Source organism: Pseudomonas sp. GW456-L13, from assembly GCF_017350115.1.
Classification (GTDB): domain Bacteria; phylum Pseudomonadota; class Gammaproteobacteria; order Pseudomonadales; family Pseudomonadaceae; genus Aquipseudomonas; species Aquipseudomonas jessenii.
On sequence record NZ_JACNAS010000002.1, the window covers coordinates 1,989,321 to 2,012,483 of the forward strand.

At 60.9% G+C, this 23,163-nt stretch carries 21 protein-coding genes; 11 read left to right on the top strand and 10 right to left on the bottom strand.

What is annotated here, in order from left to right; all coding sequences use genetic code 11:
- Positions 1-36 precede the first annotated feature (36 nt).
- The 7 genes from J4D25_RS23245 to J4D25_RS23275 form a co-directional block, all read right to left on the bottom strand.
- Positions 37-603 (bottom strand): GNAT family N-acetyltransferase, encoded by a 567-nt coding sequence (locus tag J4D25_RS23245; protein ID WP_057712994.1) that lies wholly within the window; start codon positions 601-603, stop codon positions 37-39.
- A gap of 193 nt (positions 604-796) precedes the next feature.
- Positions 797-1,567 carry an electron transfer flavoprotein subunit beta gene (locus tag J4D25_RS23250; RefSeq protein ID WP_057712993.1) on the bottom strand — a complete coding sequence of 257 codons (771 nt, stop codon included), beginning with the start codon at positions 1,565-1,567 and terminating at the stop codon, positions 797-799.
- A 15-nt stretch (positions 1,568-1,582) separates the two neighbouring features.
- Entirely contained in the window at positions 1,583-2,803 is a 1,221-nt protein-coding gene (locus J4D25_RS23255; protein ID WP_057712992.1) for an electron transfer flavoprotein subunit alpha/FixB family protein, read from the bottom strand.
- Complete coding sequence (gene dgcB / locus J4D25_RS23260; RefSeq protein WP_057712991.1) at positions 2,803-4,752, bottom strand: dimethylglycine demethylation protein DgcB; 1,950 nt, start codon at positions 4,750-4,752, stop codon at positions 2,803-2,805. Before dgcB ends, J4D25_RS23255 begins: the two co-directional genes overlap by 1 nt.
- Before the next feature lie 174 nt (positions 4,753-4,926).
- On the bottom strand, positions 4,927-6,987 hold the full coding sequence (gene dgcA, locus J4D25_RS23265; RefSeq protein WP_057712990.1) for a dimethylglycine demethylation protein DgcA: 2,061 nt from the start codon (positions 6,985-6,987) through the stop codon (positions 4,927-4,929).
- A gap of 15 nt (positions 6,988-7,002) precedes the next feature.
- Positions 7,003-7,533, bottom strand: a complete 531-nt coding sequence (locus J4D25_RS23270) for a DUF5943 domain-containing protein (RefSeq protein WP_008048169.1) — start codon at positions 7,531-7,533, stop codon at positions 7,003-7,005.
- Positions 7,534-7,611: 78 nt separating this feature from the next.
- Positions 7,612-8,589: a dipeptidase gene (locus J4D25_RS23275; RefSeq protein ID WP_032829497.1), complete on the bottom strand. Its 978-nt coding sequence runs from the start codon at positions 8,587-8,589 to the stop codon at positions 7,612-7,614.
- Between the two features lie 236 nt (positions 8,590-8,825).
- Between J4D25_RS23275 and J4D25_RS23280 the strand changes: the two genes are divergently transcribed.
- Positions 8,826-9,227 (top strand): lysozyme inhibitor LprI family protein, encoded by a 402-nt coding sequence (locus J4D25_RS23280; protein ID WP_057712989.1) that lies wholly within the window; start codon positions 8,826-8,828, stop codon positions 9,225-9,227.
- A gap of 61 nt (positions 9,228-9,288) precedes the next feature.
- Positions 9,289-9,705, top strand: coding sequence for a DUF3010 family protein (locus J4D25_RS23285; RefSeq protein ID WP_057716545.1), 417 nt, complete (start codon positions 9,289-9,291; stop codon positions 9,703-9,705).
- Positions 9,706-9,834: 129 nt separating this feature from the next.
- On the opposite strand, the gene J4D25_RS23290 is transcribed toward J4D25_RS23285, so the two are convergent.
- Positions 9,835-10,779, bottom strand: coding sequence for a GlxA family transcriptional regulator (locus J4D25_RS23290; protein ID WP_057712988.1), 945 nt, complete (start codon positions 10,777-10,779; stop codon positions 9,835-9,837).
- A gap of 208 nt (positions 10,780-10,987) precedes the next feature.
- Here J4D25_RS23290 and J4D25_RS23295 point away from each other — a divergent pair, with 208 nt between their 5' ends.
- The 6 genes from J4D25_RS23295 to J4D25_RS23320 all read left to right on the top strand — a co-directional run bounded on the left by J4D25_RS23295 (position 10,988) and on the right by J4D25_RS23320 (position 16,495).
- On the top strand, positions 10,988-11,932 hold the full coding sequence (locus J4D25_RS23295; protein WP_057712987.1) for a choline ABC transporter substrate-binding protein: 945 nt from the start codon (positions 10,988-10,990) through the stop codon (positions 11,930-11,932).
- A 96-nt stretch (positions 11,933-12,028) separates the two neighbouring features.
- The gene (locus tag J4D25_RS23300; protein WP_057712986.1) at positions 12,029-12,916 is read left to right on the top strand and encodes a 3-keto-5-aminohexanoate cleavage protein; all 888 of its coding nucleotides are present in this window, start codon (positions 12,029-12,031) and stop codon (positions 12,914-12,916) included.
- Positions 12,917-13,060: 144 nt separating this feature from the next.
- Complete coding sequence (locus J4D25_RS23305) at positions 13,061-14,026, top strand: L-carnitine dehydrogenase (protein WP_057712985.1); 966 nt, start codon at positions 13,061-13,063, stop codon at positions 14,024-14,026.
- Between the two features lie 154 nt (positions 14,027-14,180).
- Positions 14,181-14,657, top strand: a complete 477-nt coding sequence (locus tag J4D25_RS23310) for a thioesterase family protein (RefSeq protein WP_057712984.1) — start codon at positions 14,181-14,183, stop codon at positions 14,655-14,657.
- A gap of 13 nt (positions 14,658-14,670) precedes the next feature.
- Positions 14,671-15,834 carry a gamma-butyrobetaine dioxygenase gene (locus tag J4D25_RS23315; protein WP_057712983.1) on the top strand — a complete coding sequence of 388 codons (1,164 nt, stop codon included), beginning with the start codon at positions 14,671-14,673 and terminating at the stop codon, positions 15,832-15,834.
- A 394-nt stretch (positions 15,835-16,228) separates the two neighbouring features.
- Positions 16,229-16,495: a hypothetical protein gene (locus J4D25_RS23320; protein WP_007995656.1), complete on the top strand. Its 267-nt coding sequence runs from the start codon at positions 16,229-16,231 to the stop codon at positions 16,493-16,495.
- A gap of 84 nt (positions 16,496-16,579) precedes the next feature.
- Here the strand turns inward: J4D25_RS23320 and J4D25_RS23325 are convergent, their stop codons facing one another.
- On the bottom strand, positions 16,580-17,683 hold the full coding sequence (locus tag J4D25_RS23325; protein WP_007975492.1) for a GlxA family transcriptional regulator: 1,104 nt from the start codon (positions 17,681-17,683) through the stop codon (positions 16,580-16,582).
- Between the two features lie 539 nt (positions 17,684-18,222).
- Positions 18,223-19,599, bottom strand: a complete 1,377-nt coding sequence (locus J4D25_RS23330) for an L-serine ammonia-lyase (RefSeq protein WP_057712982.1) — start codon at positions 19,597-19,599, stop codon at positions 18,223-18,225.
- Positions 19,600-20,034: 435 nt separating this feature from the next.
- Here J4D25_RS23330 and J4D25_RS23335 point away from each other — a divergent pair, with 435 nt between their 5' ends.
- From J4D25_RS23335 to choV, 3 genes are all read left to right on the top strand, one after another.
- Entirely contained in the window at positions 20,035-20,982 is a 948-nt protein-coding gene (locus J4D25_RS23335; protein ID WP_057712981.1) for a choline ABC transporter substrate-binding protein, read from the top strand.
- A 66-nt stretch (positions 20,983-21,048) separates the two neighbouring features.
- On the top strand, positions 21,049-21,894 hold the full coding sequence (gene choW / locus J4D25_RS23340) for a choline ABC transporter permease subunit (RefSeq protein ID WP_057716544.1): 846 nt from the start codon (positions 21,049-21,051) through the stop codon (positions 21,892-21,894).
- Entirely contained in the window at positions 21,891-23,069 is a 1,179-nt protein-coding gene (gene choV / locus J4D25_RS23345) for a choline ABC transporter ATP-binding protein (protein WP_047534342.1), read from the top strand. The genes choW and choV overlap by 4 nt, the downstream gene beginning before the upstream one ends.
- Positions 23,070-23,163: the final 94 nt, after the last annotated feature.

Consider the following 23,163-nt stretch of genomic DNA (forward strand, 5'->3'; position numbering starts at 1 on the left):
TGTGGATAACCTTCGCTGGTTAGAACCCCCGCAGACTCAGGGCCTGTGCATAAGATAGGCGTCACCGGTGACGCGGATCATGGGATGAGGGGTGACCTGGCAGGTTTTGATGATCTCGAATCCGTGCCGCTCGTAAAAGCGCCGGGCGCCAGTGTTGGCGGCATAGTCGATCAGGCTCAGGCCATTGAGCCCCAGTTGGTCGGCACGTTCTTGAGCATGGGCGAGAAACTGCACGCCCAGGCCCCTGTTGCGCCAGCCCTCGTGCAGGGCAAGGCTGGAGATATAGAGCGTGTCGGGCACTTCCATGTCGGCGTAAGGCGCCAGTACCGGGTCGGTCGTCGGCACCGCCAGTGGATCGTGGCGCATCACGTAGCTGTGCATCATGCCAATGACCTGGCCACCGGCCTCGGCAATCAGGCAGTTCTGGTAGGAGAAATCCACGTCGTCCCGGGCATACCGAATGGTGCCGACGTCCAACAGATCCTGGCCGGGCTCTGCGATCTGGCTCCAGATGTAGTCTGAAGCGCCTTCGGATGAAATCTGGAACAACCGCGCAATCTCACGCGCATCCGCGCGGACTGCCGAACGAAATTCAACTGTCATTGTTTCCCCGTGAATTCTGGTAATGCAGGCATCCGGTGGGACCAGTGTTAGCGTTCACCGAAGATCAAAGTTGTAGGAGCGAGCCTGCTCGCGAAAAACCTGAGGACACCACAGTCATTCAGGCATCCCGCGTCATCGTTAACCACCATCGCGAGCAGGCTCGCTCCTACAGGAGATCTGTGCTGAAACCGGGTTAGCGGACCACACCTTCCTCAATCAGCAGCTTGAGGATCGCTTCTGCCCCCGCTTGCGCCGTAACGCCCTTGAGCACTTGCCCACCACCACCGCTGGCCTTGGCCGTCGCGGCTTTCATGCGATCGGCGCCGCTCTTGGCCTTGATCACCTTAAGGCGCTTGGGCCGTGGCTTGGCCGGCTGCAGGGTGGCGACCGCGAGCAGTTCATCGTCGATGACCTCGACGTCCTGTGCCTGCAGCACGCCGCGTCGGGCCGGGCCGTAGGCGCTCTGGCGAGGCTTGGGTGCGGCGTTATCCACAGTTGCCAGGAACGGCAAGCGAACCTTCAAGCGACGACGCTGACCACGCGGCAACGCTTGCAGCACCAGCGCCGAACCGCCATCGATGGACTCGACTTGCGCCAACCCCACCACCAGCGGCCAGCCCAGGCTTTCAGCGAGGAGGAACGGCAACATGCCCGATCCTTCGCCGGTTTCCGCCTGACTGCCGGTCAACACCACCTGGGCCCCGGCATCGCGCAGATAATCGGTCAGCGCCGGCAGCGCGTCGGCGCCTTGTGGTTGTTCCAGCACGTGCAGTTGTTCCAGGCCCATGCCCAGATACGCGCGCAATGCAGGCTCGGTGATGTCGCCGGCATGCAGCACCTGCAAGTTATCCCCAGCCAATTGCAGGCCCAGTTCCACCGCCCGCGCATCCTGTTCCGCGCGACGCGGCCGACCGGACGTCGGGTGGGCGCCGATGGACACCAGGCTGATGATTTTCGTGCTCATAACCCTTTCCTTCCCTTAAGCCGCATCGCGCTTGGCGTCGTTGCGGTAAGCCGCTACCGCATCGATCAAGGCTTGAAGAATCTCGGCACTTTCGCCAATCACCGACAGGTCGGCCCGTTTGATCATGTCGCAGCCAGGGTCGAGGTTGATCGCCACCACCTTGTCGCAGGCACCAATACCTTGCAGGTGCTGGATCGCCCCGGAAATCCCCACCGCCACATAGACCCGTGCGGTAACCCAGGTGCCGGATGCCCCGACCTGACGGTCGCGGGCCATGAAGCCGTCGTCCACCGCCACCCGCGATGCACCTTCGGTCGCGCCGAGGGCTTCGGCGGTCCTGTGGAAAAGTCCCCAGTCCTTGACCCCGTTGCCGCCGGAGAAAATGAACTCGGCTTCGGCCATGGGGATGGCCGCCGGATCGACGGCCACTGCGCCCAGATCTTCGATCCGCGACAGGCTGCGTGCCACGGTTGTGGATAACTCCACGGGCAGCGCTTCGTGACGGGTTTCGCTGACCGGCTCGGCGCACTCGGCAGCCGCCAGAATCAGTCGCGCCAGCGGACGGGCAAGGTCTTGCAGGCCGGCACCGGCGCGGCCGATGCACTCCTGATCCTTGACTTGCCAGACCCGCGTGGCCGGGCGCTCGCCCAGTGCTGCGGCAAAACGTCGGCCGAGTTCGCCACCGCCACTGCGGCTATCCGGCAGCAACCAGTGATGCGGGCTGAACTGGTTATCCACAGCCCGCAGGCCCTGGACCCGTTGTTCCGGTGCATAACCGCTGAATTCTTCGCCGTCCAGCACCAGCAGGCGGTCGACGCCCGCCGTGGCGAAAGCGTTTTCCTTGTGTTCGCCGAACACCACGGCCAGCACTGCACCGTCCTTGCCGGCCAGTTGATGAGCCAGGCCCAGCAGGTCGCGGTCGTGGCTGCTCAAGCGGCCGCCGACCATGTCCGGCACCACGCTGATGTAAAACGCTGGCGCGGCCACCTGATGCAGCGGCAATTGCACTTCGACGGCAGCCGAGCGTTTGGTCGCCCCGCCCTGCTGTGCGCCACTACGGTCAATGCGCTTGATGCCGTTGGGGCCAATGAAACCGACACCATGGGGATTCTTGCGGATGACGCCGTTAGGCCCCATCCAGCTGTGTTGCGCTGGCTGCATGGCCGCGTGCAGCGGGTGCAGACGGTTGCGGGCGATCCATTCGGCGCGAGGGTCGCGGCGGATAATGTCACTCATCAATGCACCTCCGCAGGTTCACGTTTGGCCGGTGCCGAAGGCTTTCCCGGCGCGGCGTCTTCGAGCAACGCATCAGCCACCAGTTCGGCGATGTCCTTGATCAGCGGACGTGGTTCGACCACGCCTTCAAGCATCGCGGTGCACTGTGGACAACCCACGGCCACCAGTTCGGCGCCGGTTTCGCGGATGTCTTCCATGCGCATGTCGGGAATGCGCTGCTTGCCGGGAATGTCGGTGATCGGCGCGCCGCCACCACCGCCGCAGCAGCGGGAGCGGAAGCCGGAGCGCTGCATTTCTTTTACTTCAATCCCGAGCGCGCGCAGAACCTGGCGCGGTGCCTCGTATTCGCCGTTGTAACGGCCGAGGTAGCACGGATCGTGATAGGTCACGCTGTCGCCTTTGTGCTGGCCAAGATTGAGCGCGCCAGCATCGATGATTTCCGCCATGTAGGTGCTGTGGTGCTGCACCAGGTAGTTACCATCGAAGGCGCCGTACTCGTTTTTCAGCACGTGGAAACTGTGCGGATCGCAAGTGACGATACGGTTGAAACTGTATTTGGCCAGAGTCTGGATGTTGCGCTTGGCCAACAGCTGGAAGGTTGCTTCGTCGCCCAGGCGCCGGGCCACGTCACCGCTGTCGCGCTCTTCGAGGCCGAGCACGGCGAAGTCGATTTTCGCCGCCTTGAGCACTTTGACGAAGGCGCGCAGGGTGCGCTGGTTACGCATGTCGAAGGCGCCGTCGCCGACCCAGAACAGCACGTCGGTGGATTTCTTTTCGCTGAGCAGGTTGAGGTTCAGGTCCGCTGCCCAGTTCATCCGCCCGCCCGGCGCGAAACCGCCAGGGTTGTCGGTGGCAATCAGGTTTTCCAGGACTTCGGCACCCTTGTTCGGGGTCGCGCCTTTTTCCAGGGTCAGATGACGGCGCATGTCGACGATGGCATCGACGTGCTCGATCATCATCGGGCATTCCTCGACGCAAGCGCGGCAGGTGGTGCACGACCACAGCGTCTCGGCATCTACCAGACCGTTGACGATTGGCTGATGCGGATTGCCCGCGTGTTCGCCAATGGCTTTGCCTGGATACGGGCTGCCGGCGAACTTGGCATCGGTGCCACCGGCCAGGCCGACGACCATGTCCTGAATCAGTTTTTTCGGGTTCAGCGGCTGACCGGCGGCGAAGGCCGGGCACGCTGCTTCGCATTTACCGCACTGCACGCAGGCGTCGAAGCCGAGCAACTGGTTCCAGGTGAAATCCTTGGGTTTTTCCACACCCAGTGGCGCGGTCAAGTCGCTAAGATCCAGCGGTTTCAACCCTGTGGAACGACCACCACCAAAGCGTTCGGCGCGGCGGTGCCAAGCCAGGTGCAAGGCACCGGCAAAGGCGTGTTTCATCGGCCCGCCCCAGGTCATGCCGAAGAACAGTTCCGACACGCCCCACAACACGCCAACCCCGAGAATCGCCGCCAACAGCCAGCCACCGAAATTTTCCGGCAGGATGCCCGCCACCGGCAGGGTCAACAGGAAGAACGAGGCCGAAAACGCCAGCAGGCTTTTCGGTAGGCGCATCCACGGGCCTTTCGACAGGCGCGACGGCGGATTGCGCCGACGCAGGTAAACGAAGATCGCACCAACGAACATCACCGCCGACATCAGCAGCAACGCATAGCCGAGGAAGCGGTTATGCAGGCCGAAACCATGCACCAGAATCGCCAGCACGATGGACGCCACCGCACCGCCAGCCGTGGCGACGTGGGTGTTGGCAATGTATTTGTCCCGCGCTACCACATGGTGCAAGTCGACCATGTAGCGCTTGGGCATGGCGAACAGGCCGCCGATCAGGTCGACCTTGGAGGCTCGGCCCCGGCGCCACATGGCCACCCGCCGCAACGCGCCCAGGACACCAAGGCCCAGGGCGGCGAACAACAGGATTGGAAGAAGGGTGTTCAACATGGTGAAGCTCCCAAAGACCTCGGGCTTAACTACCTGGATACCTTGCTCGACTCCCTGTAGGAGCGAGCTTGCTCGCGATGGGCGTTAACGATGACGCGTGCGGTCTGGAAGAACGCGGCGCCTTCAAATTCATCGCGAGCGAGCTCGCTCCTACACAGGGTTATGTGCAAGCCGTTAGAAATCCTTGCACAGCCGCAGCGCGTCGTAGATCGCCGCGTGCACGTTACGCTGGGCCACGCAGTCGCCGATGCGGAACAGAAGGTAGCCGTCGCCGCTCTGTTCCAGGCAAGGTTGCGGCTTGATCGCGAACAAGGCTTCGACGTCGATCTGGCCTTTGTTGCGCGAGCCTTCCTTCAGCGCGTAGTAGATTTCTTCGTCCGGACGCACGCCGTTTTCCACGACCACCTGGTCAACCACCCGCTCCTCTTTGGCGCCGGTGTATTCGTTTTCCAGTACCGCTACGAGCTTGTCGCCTTCGCGGTAGACCTTCTCCAGCATCATGTCGCCGGTCATGATCACTTCTTTCGGGTACATGCTGCGGTAGTAAGTCGGGAACGACGTACCGCCAATCGCCACACCAGGCTTGATGTCGTCGGTGACGATCTCGACCTGACTGCCCTTGTCGGCGAGGAAGTCGGCGGTCGACATGCCGGTGAACTCGCAAATGGTGTCGTAGACCAGCACGTTCTTGCCCGGTGCCACCTTGCCGTCGAGGATGTCCCAGCTGCTGACCACCAGGCCTTCAGCCGCGCCCCAGTGTTCGTTCTGCTCGATGAACGGATGACCGCCGACGGCCAGCACCACCACGTCCGGACGCAGGTCCATGATGGTTGGCGCGTCAGCCGCGGTGCCCAGGCGCAGGTCGACTTTCAACCGCGCCAGTTCCAGTTGATACCAGCGGGTGATACCGGCGATCTGGTCCCGTTGCGGGGCTTTCGATGCGGTGGTGATCTGCCCGCCGATGAATTCCTTTTTCTCGAACAGGGTCACGTCGTGGCCACGCTCGGCGGCCACGCGGGCGGCTTCCATCCCGGCGGGACCGGCGCCGACCACCACCACCTTGCGTTTCACGCCAGTGGTTTTTTCGATGATGTGCGGCAAGCCCATGTATTCACGAGAAGTCGCGGCGTTCTGAATGCACAGCACATCCAGACCCTGATACTGACGGTCGATGCAGTAGTTGGCACCGACGCATTGTTTGATCTGGTCGATCTGGCCCATTTTGATCTTGGCGATCAGGTGCGGGTCGGCGATGTGCGCGCGGGTCATGCCGACCATGTCGACGTAACCGCCTTCCAGGATACGTGTGGCCTGGTTAGGGTCCTTGATGTTCTGCGCGTGCAGCACTGGAACCTTGACCACTTCCTTGATGCCGGCAGCCAGATGCAGGAACGGCTCCGGCGGATAACTCATGTTCGGAATCACGTTGGCCAGGGTGTTGTGGGTGTCGCAACCCGAACCCACGACGCCAATGAAGTCGAGCATGCCGGTATCGTCGTAATACTTGGCGATCTGCTTCATGTCTTCGTGGGAAAGACCATCCGGGTGGAACTCGTCACCGCAGATGCGCATGCCCACGCAGAAATCGTCACCAACCTCGGCGCGCACGGCCTTGAGCACTTCCAGACCGAACTTCATGCGGCCTTCGAAGGTGCCGCCCCATTCGTCGGTACGCTTGTTGACCCGTGGGCTCCAGAACTGGTCGATCATGTGCTGATGCACCGCCGACAGTTCGACACCGTCCAGGCCACCGGCCTTGGCGCGGCGGGCCGCTTGAGCGTAGTTGCCGATCACCCGCCAGATCTCTTCCGGCTCGATGGTTTTGCAAGTGGCACGGTGCACCGGCTCGCGCACGCCTGACGGCGACATCAGCGTCGGCCAGTTGAAACCGTCCCAACGCGAGCGACGGCCCATGTGGGTAATCTGGATCATGATCTTGGCGCCGTGCTTGTGCATGGCGTCGGCAAGATTCTGGAAGTGCGGAATGATGCGGTCGGTGGACAGGTTCACCGAACTCCACCATTCCTGCGGGCTGTCGATGGCCACCACGGACGAACCGCCGCAAATCGCCAGGCCGATACCGCCCTTGGCTTTCTCTTCGTAATACTTGACGTACCGGTCGGTGGTCATGCCGCCGTCGGTGGCATAGACCTCGGCGTGCGCGGTGCTGAGCACGCGGTTGCGGATGGTCAGTTTGCCGATCTGGATCGGCTGGAACATTGCTTCGAAAGCCATGGCGGGTTCCTCGACTTACAACGGCTTGACGGTGAACAAGCCGTCTTCGTGGCCCTCTTCGGAGCCACCGTAGACTTGTTCGGCCACGGTGCGGATCTTGCTGCCGCGAGCGGCGAGGATCTGATCCATAGCCCCTGCAAACCAGCCAGTGAACATGTAGTCGACCTTGCGCCCGACCTTGCCGTACACGTAGACGAATGCCGAGTGTTCGAGCTTGACGCTGGCGGTGCCTTTGTCGAGGTCGATGTCCTGGATCTTGAACAGGCCCCAGCCACGCTGCGACAGGCGCTTCATGTAGTGCTCGAACACCGCGACACCTTCCAGGCCGTGGCATTCGGCTTCTTTTTCACACCAGTGCCAGGCGGACTTGTAGCCGGCCTTGTAGAGGATTTCGGCATAGGCTTCAGCGCCCAGCACTTCCTCGATGCCCATGTGGTTGTTGACGAAGAAATGGCGCGGCACGTACAGCATCGGCAGGGCGTCGGAGGTCCAGACACCGGTTTCGCTGTCGACTTCGATTGGCAATTGCGGGGCGATCTTGGCCATGGAAACTTAACTCCAGAAAAATTTTGGTGTTGCCCCCGGCGCGGGCGGCCGGGGGAAAGGATTCAGAGGTGCAGCGGCTTATTCGCCCCAGACATCTTTCAAGACGTTGACCCAGTTCTCGCCCATGATCTTGCGTACCACGCGCTCGGAGTGGCCGCGCTTGAGCAGGGTCTCGGTCAGATTCGGGAACTCGCCCACGGTGCGGATGCCCAGCGGGTTGATGATCTTGCCGAAGCTGGTCAGGCGGCGGGCGTAGCCCTTGTCGTGGGTCAGGTATTCGAAGAAGTCCTGGCCATGGCCCTGGGTGAAGTCGGTGCCGATGCCGATGGCGTCTTCGCCGACGATGTTCATCACGTACTCGATGGCTTCGGCGTAGTCGTCGATGGTCGAATCGATGCCCTTGGCCAGGAACGGCGCGAACATGGTCACGCCGACAAAGCCGCCGTGGTCGGCGATGAACTTCAGTTCTTCATCGGACTTGTTGCGCGGGTGCTCTTTGAGCCCCGATGGCAGGCAGTGGGAGTAGCAGACCGGTTTCTTCGACTCGAGGATGACCTCTTCGGAAGTCTTGGAACCGACGTGGGACAGGTCGCACATCACACCAACGCGGTTCATCTCGGCGACGATTTCGCGACCGAAACCCGACAGGCCGCCGTCACGCTCGTAGCAACCGGTGCCCACCAGGTTCTGGGTGTTGTAGCACATCTGCACAATGCCGACGCCCAGTTGCTTGAACACCTCGACATAGCCGATCTGGTCTTCGAAGGCGTGAGCGTTCTGGAAGCCGAACAGGATGCCGGTCTTGCCCTGCTCCTTGGCTTTACGGATGTCGGCGGTGGTGCGCACCGGGATCACCAGGTCGCTGTTCTCGCGAATCAGCTTCTGGCTCGCGGCGATGTTGTTGACGGTGGCCTGAAAGCCCTCCCACACCGACACGGTGCAGTTAGCCGCCGTCAGACCGCCCTTGCGCATGTCTTCGAACAGTTCACGGTTCCACTTGGCGATAATCAGCCCGTCGATAACGATGCTGTCGGCGTGCAATTCGGCTGGGCTCATCAGGCTGTCCCCTTGTTAGCGATTCATGCGCCGAATCGTGTGCCGGCGCTTTGGGGCCAGCATATGCCTCGGTGCAGGGGCAGCCGGGTGCAAAAACGACAGGGGGTTTGCCGAAAGCGTCAATCCGCGACAAAGGGTCGTCGCCAGGCACAATCATCGACCTGTTCAAGGCCCCTGGCTTGGGCCAGAATTCGCCGCATCACTGGATGCTTCACTGGACAAGAGCGGCGACGATAATGAAATCGATCATTCTGGCAATGGCACTGATTGCGACCGGCGTACACGCAGCGGAGGTGGCCGACGACAATCCCTGCGACAAAGTCGAAAACGACATCCAGACCCTCGAGTGCTCGGCCTTCAGCAAAACCTCCGCCGAAGACCTGCTCAAGGAAAACCTCCAGGGCCTGACCGAGCGCATGCAGTCGCAGTATGGCAAAAACCCGTCGCAACTGGCCGACATCACCGCCAAGATCAAAGCCGCCCAACAGCAATGGCTGAAGACCCGCGACGCAGACTGCGCCGTCGAAGCCTTCCCGGCCACCAGTGGCAGCAAGGCGCTCACCATTGCCCAGAACGATTGCATTGCACGGATGAGCGACGAGCGGTCGGAGTTTTTGGAGTCGATTGGGCAGGAGTGATCCGTTCCCCAGCCAGCTTGAGCTGTAAGCTGCACACCCTCTGTCACTAATGGGATTGAACATGAAAGTCTGCGGCATCGAAATCAAAGGCAGCGAAGCGATCATCGCCGTGGCCACGCTGGACAGTCAGGCGCTGAGCCATGTCGCGCTCGCCACCAAGAAAATTGCCCTGGACGATGACGACGAGGCCGCCAACGTCAAAGTATTCGCCGCTCAGGTCGCTTCGTTTGTCCGTGAGAATTCCATCGACCGCATTGCGATCAAGAAACGCAGCAAGAAAGGCGAGTTCGCTGGCGGGCCGACCACGTTCAAGATCGAGGGAGTTTTCCAGTTGCTGGAGAATTGCGAGGTGACCTTGCTGTCGCCGCAGACCATCAATGCCCAAGCCAAAAAGCACAATTTCGAGCTGCCGGGAACGCTGAACAAGTATCAGCATGAGGCGTATAAGGCGGCATGTTCGGCATTGGTGAAGAAGTAAATAAACTTCCGGAACACCAATAACCTGTGGGAGCGAGCTTGCTCGCGATGGCGGTAAGGCAGTCGACATCTATGTTGAATGTGCCGACCTCATCGCGAGCAAGCTCGCTCCCACAGGTTTCTCGGGGGTTTATGCCTTGGCGGTGCGTCGATCCTCCCGAGGGCACCGCTCATACTTCGCCCGATAACTGCGAGTGAAATACGACGGCGATTCAAACCCGCAGGCAATGCTCACTTCCAGCACGCTCATGTCGGTCTGGCGTAGCAACTGCCGGGCCTTTTCCAGCCTTAACCGCAGATAGAAATTGCTCGGCGTGTCGTTCAGATGCAGGCGAAACAGGCGCTCCAGCTGCCGCCGCGTCACCTTGATCGATTCCGCCAGTTCCAGCGTGCTCAGCGGCGGCTCGCTGTGCTGCTCCATCTCACCGATCACGTGAACCAGCTTCTTGTTGCTGATGCCATAACGGGTGGCGACTTCCATGCGCTGATGGTCTTTGCGCGGGCGGATGCGGCCAAGCACGAATTGCTCGCTGACCTGGATCGCAAGCTCCGGGCCATGGGCCTGGGCGATCAGATCCAGCATTAAATCAATAGAGGCGGTGCCGCCAGCAGAGGTGATACGACGGCGGTCGATCTCGAACAGTTCCTGGGTGACGCTGAGCTGTGGATAAGATTCCTTGAACGCGTCGATGGCTTCCCAGTGCAGGGTCAGGCGATGGCCGTCGAGCAAACCCGCCTCGGCGAGGATGAAGCTGCCGGTGTCGATGCCGCCGAGAGTCACGCCTTCGTGGTCCAGGCGGCGCAGCCAGTGTTCCAGCGCCGGGGTGGTGAACTTCAGGGGCTCGAACCCGGCGACCACCAGCAGGGTCACGCCTTTTTTCAACGGTTCCAGCGCCGCATCGGCGTTGACCGACATGCCGTTGCTCGCCAGCACCGCCCCGCCATCGGCGCTCAGCACATGCCAGCGATACAGCTCGCCACGAAAGCGATTGGCCACCCGCAACGGCTCGATGGCCGAGATAAATCCGATGGCCGAGAAACCCGGCATCAACAAGAAGTAGAAATCCTGGGACATGGAGCGCACTCGATTGGCAGGTAGCGAGAGGGCGAGGAGCGTGAGGACGTTGATACGCCTGTTGCTCGCGGCATTCAAGAGCACAGGTCGCTGCAGTGCAAGAGCTGGTCGCCGCAGTGCGCTTTCATCGGTGCTTTGCTGCGTAACTTGGCATCACCGGCGCATCAGACACCGGAACTCACAATAACGAACTGCCGAGGAACCTGAGATGAAACGACTGATCAGCAGCTGTGTTCTTGCACTCAGTGGTACCGCGTTACTGAGCGCCAGTGTCATGGCCGCCGAACCCGCCGCATGCCAGAACGTGCGCATGGGTGTAGTGAACTGGACCGACGTGATCGCCACCAGTGCCATGACCCAGGTATTGCTCGACGGCCTCGGCTACAGCACCAAACAAACCAGCGCCTCCCAGCAAATCATCTTCGCCGGGATCCGCGACCAGCGTCTGGACCTGTTCCTCGGCTACTGGAACCCGCTGATGACCCAGACCATCACCCCGTTCGTCGACGCCAAACAGGTCAAGGTGCTTGATGCGCCAAGCCTGCAGGACGCCCGCGCAACCCTCGCCGTGCCGACCTACCTCGCCGACAAGGGCCTGAAAACCTTCGCTGACATCGCCAAATTCGAAAAAGAACTGGGCGGCAAAATCTACGGCATCGAGCCTGGCTCGGGCGCCAACACCCAGATCAAGGCGATGATCTCCAAGAACCAGTTCGGCCTCGGCAAGTTCCAGCTGGTCGAATCCAGCGAAGCCGGCATGCTCGCCGCCGTGGATCGCGCCGTGCGTCGCAACGAAGCCGTGGTGTTCTTCGGCTGGGCGCCGCATCCGATGAACGTCAACGTGAAAATGACCTACCTCACCGGCAGTGAAAACGCCCTTGGGCCGGACGAAGGCAAGGCCACCGTGTGGACCGTCACCGCACCGACATACGCCGAACAATGCCCGAACATCGGTCGCCTGCTGAGCAACCTGACGTTCACCGCCGAAGACGAGAGTCGGATGATGCAGCCGCTGCTGGATCACAAGGACGCTTTCGAGTCGGCCAAACAATGGATCAAGGATCACCCGCAGGACAAAAAGCGCTGGCTTGAAGGCGTCACCACCTTCGATGGCAAACCGGCGGCTGAAAACCTGCAACTGACCAGTAAATAAACCCGATAGAACCACCGGCTCGCAGCCCCCAACGGGCTGCGAACGGGATCACCACGCCCGGCCAAAACCAAAAACTCGCCTGTAAGGAACCGCCAAATGAACCACGACGTCATCATCACCTGCGCACTCACCGGTGCTGGCGACACGACCGCCAAAAGCCCACACGTGCCGGTCACCCCGAAACAAATCGCGGCTGCCGCCGTGGAAGCTGCCAAGGCCGGTGCCACTGTGGTTCACTGCCATGTGCGCGACCCGCAAACCGGCAAGTTCAGCCGTGACGTGGCGCTGTATCGCGAAGTGATGGAGCGCATCCGCGAGGCGGACGTGGACATCATCGTCAACCTCACCGCCGGCATGGGCGGCGACCTGGAAATCGGCGCTGGCGAGAACCCGATGGAATTCGGCCCGAATACCGACCTGGTCGGCCCGCTGACCCGCCTGGCCCACGTCGAAGAACTGCTGCCGGAAATCTGCACCCTCGACTGCGGCACCCTGAACTTCGGCGACGGCGACACCATTTACGTCTCCACCCCGGCCCAACTGCGCGCTGGCGCCAAACGCATCCAGGAACTGGGCGTTAAAGCCGAGCTGGAGATCTTCGACACCGGCCACCTGTGGTTCGCCAAGCAGATGATCAAGGAAGGCCTGCTCGACAACCCGTTGTTCCAGCTGTGCCTGGGCATCCCTTGGGGCGCACCGGCGGACACCACCACCATGAAAGCCATGGTCGACAACCTGCCGGCCGACGCGGTCTGGGCCGGTTTCGGTATCGGTCGCATGCAGATGCCGATGGCGGCACAAGCAGTGTTGCTCGGCGGCAACGTGCGAGTCGGGCTGGAAGACAACCTGTGGCTGGACAAGGGCGTACTGGCGACCAACGGCCAACTGGTCGAGCGCGCCTCGGAAATCCTCAGCCGTCTCGGCGCCCGCGTCCTGACCCCGGCTGAAGGCCGAGCAAAAATGGGCCTGACCAAGCGCGGTTGACCCTTACACACTTTCCCCCTGTGGGAGCGAGCCTGCTCGCGATGACGTCGGTACATCCGAAGCATCATCTGCGGCAGGAATACCGCCATCGCGAGCAGGCTCGCTCCCACAGTTTTTTTTCCGAGCCAAATTCAGGAAATCGCCATGAGCTTTATCACCGAAATCAAAACCTTCGCAGCGTTAGGCAGCGGTGTCATTGGCAGCGGTTGGGTATCCCGCGCCCTCGCCCATGGCCTGGATGTAGTGGCCTGGGACCCGGCCCCCGGTGCCGAAGCGGCCCTGCGCAAGCGTGTCGCCAACGCTTGGGGCGCGCTGGAAAAACAAGGTTTGGTACCGGGTGCATCGCAGGATCGCCTGCGTTTTGTCGCAACCATCGAAGAGTGCGTGCGCGATGCCGATTTCATCCAGGAGAGCGCCCCAGAACGGCTGGAGCTGAAACTGGACCTGCACAGCAAAATCAGTGCGGCAGCCAAGCCCAATGCGTTGATCGGCTCCAGCACCTCTGGCCTGTTGCCGAGCGAGTTCTACGAGAGTTCGACGCACCCGGAACGCTGTGTGGTCGGTCACCCGTTCAACCCGGTTTACCTGCTGCCACTGGTGGAAGTGGTCGGCGGTAAAAACACCGCCCCTGAAGCGGTGCAAGCGGCCATGAAGGTCTATGAATCCCTGGGGATGCGCCCGTTGCACGTGCGCAAGGAAGTGCCGGGTTTCATCGCCGACCGCCTGCTCGAAGCACTGTGGCGTGAGGCGCTGCACCTGGTCAACGACGGCGTGGCGACCACCGGCGAAATCGACGACGCCATCCGCTTCGGCGCGGGCTTGCGCTGGTCGTTCATGGGCACCTTCCTGACCTACACCCTGGCCGGCGGCGATGCCGGCATGCGTCACTTCATGGCGCAGTTCGGCCCGGCGTTGCAATTGCCGTGGACCTACCTGCCGGCGCCGGAGCTGACCGACAAACTGATCGATGATGTGGTCGATGGCACCAGCGATCAACTGGGTAAACACAGCATTTCGGCGCTGGAGCGCTATCGTGATGACTGCTTGCTGGCGGTGCTGGAGGCGGTGAAGACCACCAAAGAGAAGCATGGGATGGCCTTCAGCGAGTAAGCCTCTAGCTTTGGGGCCAGCAGCACTGGCCCCATCGCGAGCAAGCTCGCTCCCACATTTGATCGCAGGTGTCTGATACAACTCGGTCACCTGTGGGAGCGAGCTTGCTCGCGATAGCGGCAGTCCGGTCACCACACAAATTGGATCAGAAACCATGCCCACCCTCACCACCTACCAAACCACCATCATCCCCGACTGGGTCGACTACAACGGCCACCTGCGCGACGCCTTCTACCTGCTGATTTTCAGCTACGCCACCGATGCCCTGATGGATCGCCTGGGCCTGGACAGCAACAGCCGCGAGGCCAGCGGCAACTCGCTGTTCACCCTCGAACTGCACCTCAATTACCTGCACGAGGTGAAGCTCGACGCCCAGGTCGAAGTGCACACCCAAATCATCGCCCACGACAACAAGCGCGTGCACCTCTATCACAGCCTGCATCTGGTGGGTGATGCCCGGGAACTGGCTGGCAATGAACAGATGCTGCTGCACGTGGACCTCGCCGGGCCGCGTTCGGCGCCGTTCAGCGAGCAGTCCTTGAGCCAGCTGCAAGCCATCGTCGCCGAACAGGCGGACCTGCCAGCGCCCGAGTACATTGGCCGAGTGATCGCATTACCCCCAAAAAAATAACAAGGAGATCGCCATGAACACCGCCGCTGCCTTTGCCGACTTTCGTACCTATCCGTTGATCAGCGCGCTGACTGCCGTGCAGACCCTGGCGGACCGTGTTCTGGTGAAGTGGGCCGACAATCGCGTCAGCCCCTTCCACCATCAATGGCTGAGAGACAATTGCCCGTGCCCCCAGTGCGTGTACACCGTGACCCGCGAGCAAGTGCTGGAAATCGTCGATACAGCTCAAGACTTGATCCCTGACCAAGTGCACATCGACACCGAAGGTTGCCTGTCGGTTGATTGGCAGGACGGCCACAGCAGCCGCTTCGACCCCGGCTGGCTGCGCGCCCACGCCTATGACGACGAGTCCCGCGCCGAGCGCCAGGCACGCAAGCCAAAAGCCAGGCTTTGGCACAGTAATTTGCAGTTGCCGGTATTCGAGTATCAGGCGCTGATGAACGACTCCGACGCCTTGTTGCAATGGTTGTTGGCGGTACGGGATGTCGGATTGACCCAAGTCCGTGGCGTGCTCACCGAACCCGGCTCTCTGAAGCTGATCGCCCAACGGATTTCCTTCATCCGCGAGAGCAATTTCGGCGTGCTGTTCAACGTGCAATCCAAGGCCGACGCCGACAGCAACGCCTACACCGCGTTCAACCTGCCGCTGCACAGCGATTTGCCAACCCGGGAGTTGCAACCGGGGCTGCAATTCCTGCATTGCCTGGTCAATGACGCCGAGGGTGGCGAGAGCATTTTTGTCGACGGCTTTGCCATTGCCGACGCCTTGCGCCGGGAAGACCCCGAATCTTTCAAAAGCCTCTGCGAAATCCCCGTGGAGTTTCGCAACAAGGACCGTCACAGCGACTACCGCTGCCTGGCACCGATCATTGCCCTGGATACGTTGGGGCAGGTGTCGGAAATCCGCATGGCCAACTTTCTGCGCGGTCCGTTCGATGCGTCGGTGGAGCAGATGCCCAAGTTGTATCAGGCCTACCGGCGCTTTATCGCGATGACCCGCGAGCCCCGCTTCAGGCTGATGCAGAGGCTCAATCCCGGTGAGCTGTGGTGCTTCGACAACCGCCGCACCTTGCATGCGCGCAATGCCTTCGATCCCGCCACTGGGGCGCGGCATTTCCAGGGTTGCTATGTCGACCGGGATGAATTGTTGTCGCGCATCCTCGTGTTACAGCGCTAGACCGCGTCATCGTTCATCGCGGGCAAGCCACGCTCCCACAGGTTTGGCGTCGTTCACCAAATCTGTGGTAACCCCGATCCTGTGGGAGCGTGGCTTGCCCGCGATGGCGCCAGTCCAGACACCGAATATTTCCCGGATTCACAAGTAAAAAAAAACCCCGATCAAGCCGTGACAGGATCGAGGCAGAGGGTACTGTTGAGGAGCTGCCGTGCGAGGGTGACCAAACCTTCGTGAAGCGAGCTGAGTCCAGTGTGCCCCCTCCTTTGGCCGGCAAGTTGCCCGAAAACGACCTGTTCATAGCCAATGCTGCCATTGCGACAATTCGCCCTTGCCGACACCCGGCACCCCTACCAGAATCGAACCAAGACACCGTTCCCTGAAGAAGGATTGCGTCATGATGCACGCCGATTTGATAGACCAGGAAGACCTGTTGGGCCAACTCAAGTCGTTGGGCTTCGAGGTGCCCACCGGCGCCACCGCCGAGCAAGCCTGCGAGTGTGCGGTACGGGGTTTGAACGATGTACGGGCGATGACCCTGCGGACCATGGTCAAACAGATGTACACCAGCAGCGCGACCATCCTGCCGGCGGTGCGCCAGGCGATCGACAAGCAGTTGTTGCCGGCGCTGGCGGAGTATCAGCAGAGCCACACAGGCCGATAAACAGCCTTCGCGAGCAAGCCCGCTCCCACATTGAAATGCATTCCAATGTGGGAGCGGGCTTGCTCGCGAAGGGAGCGCCTCGGTTTAAAGCCTTACACTGGCAAACGTCGACTCATTACGCGCCTGGCTCAGCGCCGACAACGGCCCGGACAACGGCGACAGCACCAGCGCTTGAGGCAACGGCATCATCGCCACTTGCTGGGTGGTGTTGGACCCTACGCGCTCGTCACGTGGCGGAATGCCGAAGTATTCGCGGTAGCACTTGGAGAAGTGCGGCGTGGACACAAACCCGCACACCGAAGCCACTTCGATGATCGACATCGGCGTTTGCTTGAGCAGCTGGCGCGCGCGGATCAGGCGCAGCTTGAGGTAGTAACGCGACGGCGAGCAGTGCAGGTACTTCTGGAACAGCCGTTCGAGCTGACGACGGGACACCGCGACATACACCGCCAGTTCGTCCAGGTCGATCGGCTCTTCAAGATTGGCCTCCATCAACGCGACGATTTCCTGCAACTTCGGCTGGTTGGTGCCGAGCATGTGCTTGAGCGGTACACGCTGGTGATCCTGCTCGTTGCGGATGCGCTCGTAAACGAACATTTCCGAAATGGCCGCCGACAGTTCACGTCCGTGATCGCGACTGATCAGGTGCAGCATCATGTCCAGCGGCGCGGTGCCGCCGGAGCTGGTGAAGCGGTTACGGTCGAGGGTGAACAAGCGGGTGCTCATCGCTACGCGCGGGAAAGCTTCCTGCATCGCCGCCAGGCATTCCCAGTGCACGCTGCAATCAAAACCATCGAGCAGGCCGGCGCAGGCCAGGGCCCAGCTGCCGGTGCACACCGCGCCGAGGCGGCGGGACTGGCGAGCCTGGCTTTGCAGCCATGACACGTGTTCCCGGGTAACGGTGCGCTGGATGCCGATGCCGCCGCACACGATGACGGTGTCCATCGGCGGGGCTTTGTGCATGGAAGCGTCGGGGGTGATTTGCAGGCCGTCACTGGCCCAGACCTGGCCACCATCGACGGTGAGGGTGGTCCAGCGATAAAGCTCGCGACCGGACAACTGGTTGGCCATGCGCAGCGGTTCCACTGCGGAGGCCAGAGAAATCAGCGTGAAATTGTCCAGCAGCAGAAAGCCGATGGATTGAGGCGCACGGTTCTGGGGTTGGGCCCCGGAGTTGAACGTCGTCATCGCGGTATCTCCTCACACAAAGCGGGTGATGGCCTCAGGCGGAGGCTCTTTTTATTGCCATCGTTCTCGCGTGGGAGACGGGCTTTGTAATGACAGAGCAATTGCCATGCCTAAATTTGAATGCGCGTTCAATAACTCCTAAAAACGACGTCGGAATGTGTCTATATGTGACGCGCAGGGAGTGGGGATTTAAATGGCCATCAGGGCTGGCAAGCGCCCTGGCCCACAAGCTGTGAGCAATTCGGTAGCACTTGTGGGAACGGCGTTTCGCCGCATCGCAGAGGAGTGTCACCGCAAGCACGGGTGACGAATGGTCGAAGCCTTGAATGACCCCGACCACTGGCAAGACGATTTATCTGTAAGCGACGCACTAAAAGATGGCGCGACTTCGAGCGGGTGTTCACTTGGCGCGCAGTTTTGACTGGTCTACTGTGGCGAGGGGGCTTGCCCCCGTTCGGCTGCGTAGCAGTCGTAAAAGTTTTAGGGCCGCTTCGCGACCCAACGGGGGCAAGCCCCCTCGCCACAGGGTCAACGCGGTCTCAACACTCCACCGCACTCACCGCCAACCCACCCCGCGATGTCTCCTTATATTTGTCATGCATGTCGGCACCGGTATCGCGCATGGTGCGGATCACCCGATCCAGCGAAATGAAGTGCTGGCCATCACCGCGCAATGCCATTTGCGCAGCGTTGATCGCCTTCACCGCGGCAATTGCGTTGCGTTCGATGCACGGCACCTGGACCAGCCCACCCACCGGGTCGCAGGTCAGGCCGAGGTTGTGCTCCAGACCGATCTCCGCCGCGTTGCACAGTTGCTCTGGCGTGGCGCCAAGGATTTCCGCCAGCCCCGCCGCCGCCATGGCGCAGGCCGAACCGACTTCGCCCTGGCAACCGACTTCGGCACCGGAGATCGAGGCGTTCTTCTTGCACAGGATTCCCACTGCCGCCGCGCCGAGGAAGTAGTCGACGACATTGGCGTCGGTCACGGCCTCGCTGAATTTCATGAAGTAGTGCAGCACTGCCGGAATGATCCCCGCCGCGCCGTTGGTCGGTGCCGTGACCATGCGCCCGCCGGCGGCGTTTTCTTCGTTGACCGCCAGGGCGAACAGGTTGACCCATTCCATGGCGCTCAAGGTCGAGCCGATCACGTTGGGTTTGTTCAGTTCCTGCAGGCTGCGATGCAGCTTGGCCGCGCGGCGGCGCACGTTCAACCCTCCGGGCAGGATGCCTTCGTGTTTGAGGCCCTGTTCAACGCAATCCTGCATGGCGCGCCAGAGCTTCATCAGGCCGCTGCGGATTTCATCCTCGCTGCGCCACACCCTCTCGTTGGCCATCATTAACTCAGCCACGCGCAGGTTGTGTTTTTTACACAGTTCCAGCAGCTCGGCGGCGCTGGAAAAATCATAAGGCAACACCGTGCTGTCGAGGTCGACGACACCGCTGGAGGCCTGCGCTTCATCGACGACAAAACCGCCGCCGACCGAATAGTAGGTGTCGCGATGCAACTCGCCGTCATCACCCTCGACAATCAGGGTCATGGCGTTGGGATGGAATGGCAGGTTCTCGTCGATCAGGCGCATGTCCCGGCCCCAGATGAAGGGCACCGGCAAGCGACCGTCGAGCAGCAGCGTGTCGGTCTCGCGCAGGTTGGCGATACAGATGCCGATTTGCGACGGATCAATCGCATCCGGCCACTCGCCCATCAGCCCCATGATCACTGCATTGTCGCTGCCGTGGCCGATACCGGTGGCCGACAACGAGCCGAACAGCTGGACTTCGACACGCCGCACCTGCTCAAGCAACCCACGCTCGCGCAGGCCCTGCACAAACAACGCCGCCGCCCGCATGGGCCCCACGGTGTGCGAACTGGATGGGCCGATGCCGATTTTGAACAGGTCGAAAACACTGATAGCCATTACTGCCGAACTCCTGGATGGGCCCACTGCGTACGCAAAAACGCACGGTGACGGAGCTGCTACGCTCAAGCTGCAATCCGCCGAGATGACCGCATCATCAAGCTTTTATCGTGTTGTTCGACGTCTCTAACCGACGCACTCATGCCCACCAGCGCCGCGTGTCTTTTACGCCGTGTTTTCGCTGTTTTTTTGCGGTTCAGAAGGGAAAAAGGGCCTGAAAAAATCTGTAAACGACGTCACCGACACTGGATGCGACCATCCCTGTACTGGATACGACGCACCCTGTAGGCGTCAGATTTTCACTGGTACATGATCATATCGACTCGATTGCAAGGCGCCGTGGTAGAGCTGTCTCCAGAACGCCATCCAACCGCAACCTATAAGTGCGGTGGTCCAGTCGGAACACTGCCAAAAAAAACACCAAGGAGTCCATCCATGAAAGGTTCCCCGTCGTTGTTGTTGGCCGCCATGCTTAGTCTGCCGGTTCTGGCGCAAGCCGCAGAACCGGCGCAGTGCAGTACCGTAAACTTCTCCGATGTCGGCTGGACCGACATCACCGCGACTACCGCGACCACCAGCGTCGTGCTCAACGCCCTCGGCTACAAGACCAAGACCACCATGATTTCCGTGCCCGTGACCTACAAGTCCCTGGCCGACGGCAAGAACATGGACGTGTTTCTGGGCAACTGGATGCCGACCATGGAAAACGACATCAAGGCCTACCGCGATGCCGGCACCGTGGAAACCGTACGCACCAACCTCAAGGGAGCCAAGTACACCCTCGCCGTCCCTCAGGCGCTGTACGACAAGGGCCTGCATGACTTCGCCGACATCGCCAAATTCAAGAAAGAGCTCGACGGCAAAATCTACGGCATCGAGCCTGGCAACGACGGTAACCGTCTGATCCAGAGCATGATCGACAAGGATGCCTTCGGCCTGAAGACCGCCGGTTTCAAAGTCGTCGAATCCTCCGAAGCAGGCATGCTGTCGCAGGTCGACCGCGCACAGAAACGCGACACCGCCGTGGTGTTCCTCGGCTGGGCGCCGCACCCGATGAACAAGCGCTTCAAAATTCAATACCTGACCGGTGGCGATGACTTCTTCGGCCCCGACTTCGGTGCCGCCACCGTGGCGACCAACACCCGCAAGGGTTACGCGCAGGAGTGCAGCAACGTTGGTCAGTTGTTGAAGAACCTGGAGTTCACCGTCGACATGGAAAGCGAACTGATGGGCAACATCCTGGACGACAAGATGAAGCCTGACGCGGCCGCCAAGGCCTGGCTGAAAAACAATCCACAGGTGCTCGATACCTGGCTCGCTGGCGTGACCACCATTGACGGTAAACCAGGCCTGGAGGCCGTGAAAGCCAAACTGGCCAAGTAATCGCTTATGCCGGGCGGCCTCGGCCGTCCGGGCTGTTTATTTCCTTGCATGCGGACGTTCACTACCATGCTGATTGATCAGAAAATCCCCTTAGGCCAGTACATCGCGGGCTTCGTTGAATGGTTGACGCAACATGGCGCCAACACCTTCGACGCCATCGCCGTGTCACTGGAAACGATGATCCACGGCGTGACGTTTGCGCTGACCTGGTTCAACCCGCTGGTACTGATCGGCGTAATCGCACTACTGGCACACTTCATTCAACGTAAATGGGGCCTGACAGCGTTTGTCGTTGCCTCCTTTCTGCTGATCCTCAATCTGGGGTACTGGCAGGAGACCATGGAAACCCTCGCCCAGGTGTTGTTCGCCACCCTGGTCTGCGTGATCATCGGCGTGCCGCTGGGCATCGTCGCCGCGCACAAGCCGATGTTCTATACTTTAATGCGTCCGGTACTCGATCTGATGCAGACCGTACCGACGTTCGTGTACCTCATTCCTACCCTGACCCTCTTCGGGCTGGGTGTGGTCCCGGGTCTGATCTCCACGGTGGTGTTCGCGATTGCCGCGCCCATCCGCCTGACCTACCTGGGTATCCGCGATGTCCCGGAAGAATTGATGGACGCCGGCAAGGCCTTTGGCTGCTCGCGCCGTCAACTGCTCTCGCGAATTGAACTGCCTCATGCCATGCCAAGCATCGCGGCCGGCATCACCCAGTGCATCATGCTGTCGTTGTCGATGGTGGTGATCGCGGCACTGGTTGGCGCCGACGGCTTGGGCAAACCCGTGGTCAACGCACTGAATACCGCTGATATCGCCCTGGGCTTCGAAGCAGGTCTGGCGATCGTACTGCTGGCGATCATGCTCGACCGTATCTGCAAACAACCCGACGCCAAAGTAGGGGGTGACGCATGAGCATTATTCGCTTCGATAACGTTGACGTTATCTTCTCCAAGGATCCACGCGAGGCACTCAAGCTGCTGGATCAAGGCATGACCCGTAACGAGATCCTGAAAAAGACCGGGCAGATTGTTGGTGTTGAAAAAGCCAGCCTGGACATTGAAAAAGGTGAGATCTGCGTACTGATGGGCCTGTCCGGCTCCGGTAAATCCAGCCTGCTGCGTTGCATCAACGGCCTCAACACCGTCAGCCGCGGCAAGCTGTTCGTCGAGCACGAAGGCAAGCAGATCGACATTGCCTCCTGCACCCCGGCAGAACTGAAAATGATGCGCACCAAGCGCATTGCGATGGTGTTCCAGAAGTTCGCCCTGATGCCCTGGCTGACCGTTCGCGAGAACATCAGCTTCGGTCTGGAGATGCAGGGTCGTCCCGAGAAGGAACGCCGCAAGCTGGTGGACGACAAGCTAGAGCTGGTGGGCCTGACCCAGTGGCGCAACAAGAAACCCAACGAGCTGTCCGGTGGTATGCAACAACGCGTGGGCCTGGCCCGTGCCTTGGCGATGGACGCCGACATTCTGTTGATGGACGAACCGTTCTCGGCGCTCGACCCACTGATCCGCCAGGGTCTGCAAGACGAGCTGTTGGAACTGCAACGCAAGCTGAGCAAGACCATCGTATTCGTAAGCCACGACCTCGATGAAGCCCTGAAACTGGGCAGCCGTATCGCGATCATGAAAGACGGCCGGATCATCCAGTACAGTGTGCCGGAAGAGATCGTGCTGAACCCGGCGGACGACTACGTGCGGACCTTCGTGGCCCACACCAACCCGCTGAACGTACTGTGCGGCCGCAGCCTGATGCGCACCCTGGACAACTGCAAACGCATCAACGGTTCGGTGTGCCTCGATCCGGGCGGCGATTCGTGGCTGGACCTGGCGGAAGGCAACACTATCAAAGGTGCGCGTCAAAACGGTTCTGCTCTGGATCTGCAGAACTGGGTACCGGGTCAGGCTGTTGAAGGCCTGGGTCGTCGACCAACCCTGGTGGACTCGAACATCGGCATGCGCGATGCGCTGCAGATTCGTTATCAGACCGGCAACAAACTGGTGCTGCACGATAACAACCATGTAGTGGGGATTCTTGGCGACAGCGAGCTGTATCACGCACTGCTCGGCAAGAACCTGGGGTAAGGCAACAGACACAAAAACGCCGCGAGAGTATCGCGGCGTTTTTGTTTGTGGGGTATAGGGATATTCAGCTTTGCGGCTGATTGCCCCTTCGCGA